This is a genomic window from Parageobacillus thermoglucosidasius, assembly GCF_001295365.1.
GTDB lineage: Bacteria > Bacillota > Bacilli > Bacillales > Anoxybacillaceae > Parageobacillus > Parageobacillus thermoglucosidasius.
The window spans coordinates 1,227,146-1,235,000 of sequence record NZ_CP012712.1 but is presented as its reverse complement, the minus strand read 5'-3'; the positions used below and the strand labels follow the sequence as shown (position 1 = coordinate 1,235,000).

At 42.4% G+C, this 7,855-nt stretch carries 10 protein-coding genes (1 of these 10 only partly in view); 2 read left to right on the top strand and 8 right to left on the bottom strand.

Translation table 11 applies throughout. From position 1 onward, the window contains the following. On the top strand, positions 1-92 hold the end of the coding sequence (locus tag AOT13_RS06015) for a YgzB family protein (protein WP_013401592.1). It extends 265 nt beyond the left edge of the window; the window shows 92 of its 357 coding nt (coding positions 266-357); its start codon lies beyond the left edge, outside the window; its stop codon occupies positions 90-92. 25 nt (positions 93-117) lie between these two features. Here AOT13_RS06015 and perR read toward each other — a convergent pair whose 3' ends face one another. From perR to AOT13_RS06000, 3 genes are all read right to left on the bottom strand, one after another. After that, entirely contained in the window at positions 118-570 is a 453-nt protein-coding gene (gene perR, locus AOT13_RS06010; RefSeq protein WP_003252777.1) for a peroxide-responsive transcriptional repressor PerR, read from the bottom strand. Positions 571-790: 220 nt separating this feature from the next. After that, positions 791-1,261, bottom strand: a complete 471-nt coding sequence (bcp, locus tag AOT13_RS06005) for a thioredoxin-dependent thiol peroxidase (RefSeq protein WP_003252778.1) — start codon at positions 1,259-1,261, stop codon at positions 791-793. Between the two features lie 55 nt (positions 1,262-1,316). After that, positions 1,317-1,733 carry a potassium channel family protein gene (locus AOT13_RS06000; protein WP_003252779.1) on the bottom strand — a complete coding sequence of 139 codons (417 nt, stop codon included), beginning with the start codon at positions 1,731-1,733 and terminating at the stop codon, positions 1,317-1,319. 16 nt (positions 1,734-1,749) lie between these two features. Here AOT13_RS06000 and AOT13_RS05995 point away from each other — a divergent pair, with 16 nt between their 5' ends. Further along, positions 1,750-2,325, top strand: a complete 576-nt coding sequence (locus tag AOT13_RS05995) for an FtsX-like permease family protein (protein ID WP_041269406.1) — start codon at positions 1,750-1,752, stop codon at positions 2,323-2,325. 18 nt (positions 2,326-2,343) lie between these two features. Here the strand turns inward: AOT13_RS05995 and AOT13_RS05990 are convergent, their stop codons facing one another. The 5 genes from AOT13_RS05990 to AOT13_RS05970 form a co-directional block, all read right to left on the bottom strand. Next, the gene (locus tag AOT13_RS05990; RefSeq protein WP_042385410.1) at positions 2,344-3,969 is read right to left on the bottom strand and encodes an L-lactate permease; all 1,626 of its coding nucleotides are present in this window, start codon (positions 3,967-3,969) and stop codon (positions 2,344-2,346) included. Between the two features lie 31 nt (positions 3,970-4,000). Then, positions 4,001-4,960 carry an L-lactate dehydrogenase gene (locus AOT13_RS05985; RefSeq protein WP_003252788.1) on the bottom strand — a complete coding sequence of 320 codons (960 nt, stop codon included), beginning with the start codon at positions 4,958-4,960 and terminating at the stop codon, positions 4,001-4,003. Between the two features lie 302 nt (positions 4,961-5,262). Next, a complete protein-coding gene (locus tag AOT13_RS05980) occupies positions 5,263-6,048 on the bottom strand; it encodes an ABC transporter permease (protein ID WP_003252790.1) in 786 nt (261 codons plus the stop codon). A gap of 3 nt (positions 6,049-6,051) precedes the next feature. Further along, entirely contained in the window at positions 6,052-6,843 is a 792-nt protein-coding gene (locus AOT13_RS05975) for an ABC transporter permease (protein WP_013401595.1), read from the bottom strand. Beyond that, positions 6,836-7,840 carry an ABC transporter ATP-binding protein gene (locus tag AOT13_RS05970; protein WP_013877448.1) on the bottom strand — a complete coding sequence of 335 codons (1,005 nt, stop codon included), beginning with the start codon at positions 7,838-7,840 and terminating at the stop codon, positions 6,836-6,838. The genes AOT13_RS05975 and AOT13_RS05970 overlap by 8 nt, the downstream gene beginning before the upstream one ends. Positions 7,841-7,855 lie beyond the last annotated feature (15 nt).

Below are 7,855 nucleotides of genomic sequence, written 5' to 3'. Positions count from 1 at the left end.
GTATGTTTTGCAATGAGCCATTGACATTAGATCCGGAGTTAGAAGGAAAAGAATTTGATGAAAAATATAACCGAAAAAAAAGAAAAAGCTGATAGCAACTTCCCCGCTATCAGCTTCTTAATGTTGTTGGCGTGCTCTCTCTTGACAATCAGGGCACTTTCCGTAAATTTCCATGCGATGATGATCCACTTTGAATCCTGTTACATGTGCGGCAAGTTCTTCTACCTCATCCAATCCTGGATAGTGAAAATCGACAATCTTGCCACATTGTTCACAGATAACATGGTAATGGTCGGATGTAACAAAATCAAAGCGGCTTGATGCATCACCGTATGTTAATTCTTTCACTAACCCGACCTCTTTAAAGACGCGCAAATTGTTATAGACGGTTGCTACGCTCATGTTTGGAAATTTTCCTTCCAGCGCTTTATATATTTCATCTGCTGTCGGATGTGACATTGAATTAATCAAATATTCCAATATCGCATGACGTTGCGGAGTAATGCGTATTCCCGTCTGTTTTAATGTATCAAGCGCTTCTTTCAACTGGTGATTGTCAGACACCGTCATGCACCTCACTTCCTTAAAAATAAAAAGAATTATTATTTTATAATTTTTATAATTAGTCTACAAGTATTTTATGCTATTTGTCAATATTCGTATCATTAAAACATAAAAAATGCGCGGAAGCTCGTTCCGCACCATTCAGTGCATCCATTTGAGGAGGTTACTATTCAGCATACGCGTTGCCGGATTTTTTGCATGGACTTCTACCTAGATATAGGGTAGATTACGCTAAATTTTTTAAAATATACTCTAATGCTTCTTCAACATGCCCTTTTACTTTAACTCCACGCCATTCTTTCACTAATCTTCCGTCCCGGTCAATCACAAACGTCGATCGCTCGATTCCCATATACTCTTTCCCGAAATTTTTTTTTAATTTCCAAACACCATACATTTCCGCCACTTTATGTTCTTCATCGGAAAGCAATAAAAAAGGCAAGTGATATTTCTCAATAAATTTTTGGTGACGTTCAACAGAATCTGTGCTTACTCCTAAAATAACGGTATTACTCTCTGCAAATTTTTCATAATGATCGCGAAAATCGCACGCTTCTGTCGTACATCCCGGCGTCATATCTTTCGGATAAAAATATAACACGACATGTTGGCCGCGAAAATCAGAAAGTGAAACCATTTCTCCATTGCTTGCCGGCAATGTAAAATCCGGTGCTAGTTGTCCGACTTGCAAAGACATCGTTTTCCCTCCAGTATATTTGTTCTTTCGCTTTTAAGAGTAGCGAAAAGAACGATCAATTGCAACGATTAGCGTCATCACGATCCATCATCGAACGCGCAACAAGCACAGCAGGCATAATATAACCAAGCAAGGCTTCCGTAATGGCAATCCATCTTCCAATTCCTGTCGGAGTAACATCCCCATACCCAACCGATAACAACGTCATCCCGCTTAAATAAAGGCTGTCTTGAAGTATAGAAAAACACTCATTAGCTGTTTCATTGGCAGATGGGGTAAATACGTTATGCCCATTCATCTGAAGCACCATATATATAAGCCCGAAACCTAGCATCATCGTGATATACCATTGAAGAAGGACAAATAAGTTTTCTAAGGAAATACGACGGGACGTTTTAACACTTGTCGTCCAAATAGACGTAATACTTGCTAACAAAACTGTCGCGACAATTCCAACAAACGCGTACTCCATCGCTCTCACCTCGTACTTGTCCATCACCATATATACGAAAACAAAAGGAAGATTATTCATACATAAGTGGGATGGCACAGAATTTGTTGATGATAATACACTATCTGTCAATATAACACGCGTTTGCAAAAAACGGCAGCAAATCGGAATCAAACAGGCTATTGTCGTCAGTGCTCCCTTCCTTTTGGCGGCTGACAGCATTTTATATTTTAAGCTGTATAACGATTTGGAGCAGGACAGCAAGCAGTATGAAACATTGTCCAAACTCGGTTTAACATTAAAAGAAATGAAACAAATCGCGGCGAAACAAGTAGCGATTCACTTTTTCATCCCATTTGCCGTTGCCGCCGTCCATGCCGGATTTGCCTTTAAAATGCTGCAAAACATGGTGTCCGGCTCCGTTGTCAAGACAAGCGTGCTTGTCATTATCTTTTTTTGTTGTTCAACTTGGCGACTATTTCTTGATTCGTTCGCTTTACACAAAAAAAGTGGAGCAAGTAATGTAAAATCAAATGCGGCCTTTTCCCGATGCAGCAATCGGAAAAAGGCCGCAAAATACATCTTTTTTCATTTATACACGGTGCCTAACTGAATAACAAACCATAATGATCTACATTCCTGCGGTCGAAAGAAAGTACGTCCATACTCCCACAAACAATAGCAGGATCAAGCTATAATAAATCGTCATTTTAAACAGGTGAGATTCTTTGCCTGTCTCTTTCACTGCAGCAGTTGCTATGGCGATGGACTGCGGGGAAATAAGTTTCCCCATCACTCCCCCGCTGGTGTTAGCCGCAAGCAATAACGAAGAGCTTGTCCCTATTTGCGCTCCTGTAACAGCTTGTAAATGGCCGAATAAAGCATTATTGCTCACGACAGATCCTGTAATAAACACACCAAGCCACCCTAATAACGGGGAAACAAATGGAAATGCATCGCCTGTCTCCGCCAATGCCAAACCAATCGCAGCGGATAAACCTGCATAGTTGGCTAAGTTGGCAAATCCCATGATAAAACAAATCGTTAATACAGGAATGAATAGCTCTTTACATGTTTCTTTTAAACTTTGTATTCCTTCCGCGAACGTAATGTTTTTGCTAAACATCCCTGTGAACAGCACCGCCAGTAAAATCGCCGTGCCTGTTGCTGATACAAGGTCTAGCTTAAATATGGCATCTAATGCCGTCTGGGCCGGCGCCACCGGAGGAATTTTCGCGACTTCGCCATGCAAAAATGGCACCTTAAACAAAAGCGTCGTTCGCTGCAGTGCGCCTCCCTCGGCAAACAGAGCTTTAAAACCAGGCAGACTCCATATAATAACGAGCACCGTTAAAATATAAAACGGGGACCACGCACTGATGATGTCTTTCAAGCTGTATTTGCATTTTTCTCCGCCTTTTTCATCCGGATTCACTCGATATATATTTGAAGGCTGCCATTTTCTCAAGAAAAGAGCCAGTGCCCCCATGCTGACAAGCGCCGCTAAAATGTTGGCCAGCTCAGGACCAAGCACAATGATCGTCAATGTTTGGACAATGGTGTAACTTCCGCTTACCACGAAAAGAGCAGGCAATGTTTCTTTAATACCCTTCCACTTATCCAAGACAAACACTAATAAGAATGGAATGAGAAACGAGATAAACGGCAAAATCCAAGCAAGCGTACGGGATAACTCAATCGGCGTTAAATCCCCCATTTGCGCTCCGACAATAACCGGAATTCCTATCGCTCCAAACGCGCCAGAGGCAGCATTGGCAATTAAGCAAAGCGCGGCCGCTTTTAATGGATGAAATCCTAGTTCTGAAAGCAAAGCAGCCGAAATGGCAATCGGAACACCGAATCCTGCAGCTCCTTCTAAAAAAGCATTAAAGCTAAAGCCGATGAGCAGCAGTTGAAGCCGCTGATCCTCCGAAATGTTTGCAATACTGCTGCGGATAATATCAAATTTCCCCGTTTTCACAGCAATTTTATACAGCCAGACGGCCATAATCACAATATAGCCAATCGGCCATAAACCGTTTGCGATTCCATAGACGGACGCAGCAATCGCCTTTGAAATCGGCATATGGAAAAACAAAACAGCTGTTACTAAACCAAAACAAAGAATGAGAAAAGCGGCTTTTACTCCCCTCATCCTAAACACAGTTAAGCATAATAGAAATAAAACGATCGGAAACGCCGCAATAAATGCCGAAAGATATGTGTTATGCAAGGGATTGTAATGTTGTATCCACACGATGTTCACCTTGTTGTATTCAAAGTCAGTATTATTTTACATCATCAAAATAACGGGAAAGAATGTCTTTTAATACAGTTACACTATGATGGAATTGTTGTTGTTCTGTTTCATTTAGCGTCAATTCCATCACTTCACGAATACCGTTTCGGTTGATAATGGCAGGCACGCCAATATAAACATTTCGTTCGCCATATTGGCCGTCCAAATGAGCAGAAACGGTTAAGATGGCATTTTCATTGTGCAAAATAGCACGAGTGATACGGACTAATCCCATTGCAATGCCGTAATACGTTGCCCCTTTTTTCTCAATGATTTGATATGCCGCATCACGAACATTAACAAAGATATTGTCTAAATCCTCTTTTCTATAGTTATCGTTTTGCATCAATATTTGCTCAACTGGAATGCTTCCAATTTCCGCATGGCTCCAAACAGGCAGCTCTGTATCCCCATGCTCGCCAATAATATACGCATGTACATTGGTCGGAGCCACTTGAAAATATTCACTTAGCAAGAAGCGGAATCTTGCTGTATCAAGAATCGTTCCTGAGCCGATTACCCGCTCTTTCGGTAACCCGCTAAATTTCCAAGTAGCATACGTTAAAATATCCACTGGGTTCGTTGCCACAAGAAAAACGCCATCAAATCCGGATTTCATCACAGAATCGACAATCGTTTTGAAGATATTAATATTTTTGTCAACAAGATCCAGTCTTGTTTCTCCCGGCTTTTGGTTAGCCCCTGCACAAATCACCACCAAATCGGCGTCTTGGCAATCTTGATAATCTCCAAACCAAATATTCATCGGCTTCGGCGCGAATACTTTTCCGTGATTTAAATCCATCACATCGCCCTCTGCCTTATTCTTATTTACATCAATCAATACTAACTCATCTGCTATTCCTTGGTTCATAAGGGCAAATGCATAGCTGGCCCCAACGAACCCCGTTCCTATAAGTGCTACTCGATTCATGCCTTGTTGTTTCATCGCTGTCTGTCATCCTTTCCAAAAAATGAATTTGTGAAACTGCTCACACATTGATATATTGTGCATTATTTCACAATCTTTATCAAGTATCAACTATGAATGAAATTTGTCTTTTTTGTTAACATTTTGTTTACACAACATTATTTTTGTATCATCACATCCAATTACATCAAGCAGTCTAATAAATGAAAAAACTCTGCCATTATCATTTCCGTAATGCCTATATAATATTCACTCCCCATAAAAATAACTAAAAGGACAATCCGAAAGGAATTTTCCCTTCCTTTCAGATTGCCCTCTTTTTAATTCCCCGCTCCGCGATATCGTTTAACTCCCGCATTCCACAAACACACGGCAATCGCAAAAAAGATGATTCCCATGATTGGAGTTAAAAACGCATATCCGTACCATTCTTTTTTGCCAAGAAAATAGGAAGCCGGATACACGCCGACGAACGCGAACGGCAAAATCCATGTCAAAATATAGCGGACGACGCGATGATAAATGTCAATCGGATAGCGCCCGTAGTTGCTGATGTTGTACATCATCGGCATGATGGATGTGCGGGCGTCGGACCAGAAGCTGATCGTCGCCAATGACACAAATACTCCCGCGTAAATAAGCGCTCCTCCCAGCACGAATAAAATAAACAAAAAAATATCATACCAATGCAGCGAAAGATGCAAGCGCGCACCCGCATACGCCATAATGATCATGCCGGTGACTCCGCCAAGAAGCGACTCCAGCTCCATTCGCTCAAGAATGACTTGAAACAAGCTGTGCACCGGACGCGTCAACACGCGGTCCATTTCTCCGCGCACAATATAACGCTCGTTAAAATCCCAAATGTTAAAAAATGCTCCAAACACCGCATATGGCACTAGGAAAAAGCCATAAATAAACAAAATTTCATCGCGCGTCCAGCCGTGCAATAACGACGTATGCCCAAATACAACGAGAAGAAAAACAAGGTTGGCGGCCTGTGACATTAAATCAGAGACAAACTCGACAAGCAAATCGGCGCGATATTGCAACTTTGTTTTCATGTATTGCGCCATATATTGAAAAAAAACCGATACGTAAAACACGACTCACCCTCCTTGAACGACAAGCCGCTTTTTCGCCGCTCTCCATAACAGCCGAATCGGGATAATCAACAGCGCGCACCATACGAATTGAAATAAAAGTCCGTCGATGATTGCTTGCCCTTGAAAACTTTCCGTCACGATCATGCTTGGAATATAGCTGATCCCTTGAAACGGGAAATATTTCATCACCGCTTGCGCCCAGTCCGGGTAAAAGCTAATGGGTAAAATCAATCCGGAAAAGAGATCGATGACAAACCGTTTCGCCCGCAGCAACCCTTCATTGTTGAGAGTAAAAAATGTCACAATTCCCGCCAGCAAATTCAATTCCGAGTTAATAACAAAACTTAAGGCAATCGATAATATAAAAAATATCCATGTATGAGCATCAGTTGGAAAACGAAGCGGCAAAAATAAAGCGACAAGGAACAGCCCTGGAAGCGAAAGAAACAATAAGCGAAAAATTCCTTCCCCCAGCCCTTGCATCGTTTTCATCCCGAGATAACTATAAGGGCGGATAAGCTCAGTCGCCACGTTTCCTTCGCGAATCTCCATGGCGATTTCCCGGTCGATATTATTAAAATAAAACGCCCGCGCCATCCACGAGATGGCGACATATGTCGTCATTTGCTCCATCGACATGCCTTGCATCGCCTGTTTTCCACCGTAGATCGCCGACCAAAGAAAATAGTACGCCGCGATATTAATGGCATAAATAAGAATGCCAGTGTAATAGTTTGTCCGGTACGCCAGCATCATTAAAAAACGGATGCGGATCATTTCGAGATATTTATCCATGCACAACACCTTCTTCATAGATGTTGCGGATAATTTCTTCTGTAGAAATTTCGTTAATGTTCAGATCTTGAATGGAATAGCGGTTGACAACGCGGCTGATCACTTCCGGCAACAGCGCGGAAGGCGCGTGGGCCGTCCAGACATTCGCCTGCTCCCCTTGTTTCCATGTTACTTGCAAACCGTCCGTCAGCTCTTTTAACGTGTCTAACGACATTTCGCTAACGAACGTAAATTGAATTTGCTTACCTTCCCCCCAAGTTTCTTTCAGCTTTTGCAGTGATCCATCGTAAATGATCTTGCCTTCATCAAGCATAATGACGCGTTCACATAGCGCTTCGATGTCAGAAATATCATGGGTCGTCAATAAAATCGTCGTGTTGTATTTTTCATTAATTTCTTTTAAAAACTGGCGGATTTTCAGTTTCACCAGCACATCCAAACCAATCGTCGGCTCGTCCAAAAATAAAAGCGGCGGATTGTGAATCAGTGCGGCAGCCAGCTCACAGCGCATCCGCTGCCCGAGAGACAGCTTGCGCACCGGCTTGTCCAGCAGCGGACCGATATCGAGCGTTTCAATAACATGATTCATATGTTCATTGTAATCTTTGTCCGATACACGATACACTTTTTTCAACAGCCGGAACGACTCTTGGACGGCGATATCCCACCAAAGCTGCGAGCGCTGCCCGAACACAACGCCGATCGTCCGCACGAACGCTTCCCGTTCTTTATGCGGATTCATGCCGTTGACGATCACTTTTCCGGACGTTGGCGTCAAAATCCCTGTCAGCATTTTAATCGTCGTCGATTTCCCTGCGCCATTTTCGCCAATATATCCAACCATTTCTCCTTGTTTAACAGTAAACGAAATATCGTTGACCGCGCGGATAATTTTATAGTTTCTCGTAAACAAATCGCGAAACGCTCCGACTAAACCGGAGCGGCTCGAATACGACTTAAATTCTTTTCGCAAGTTTTCCACTTCGATGGCATTCATGTTGCATTCCCTCCA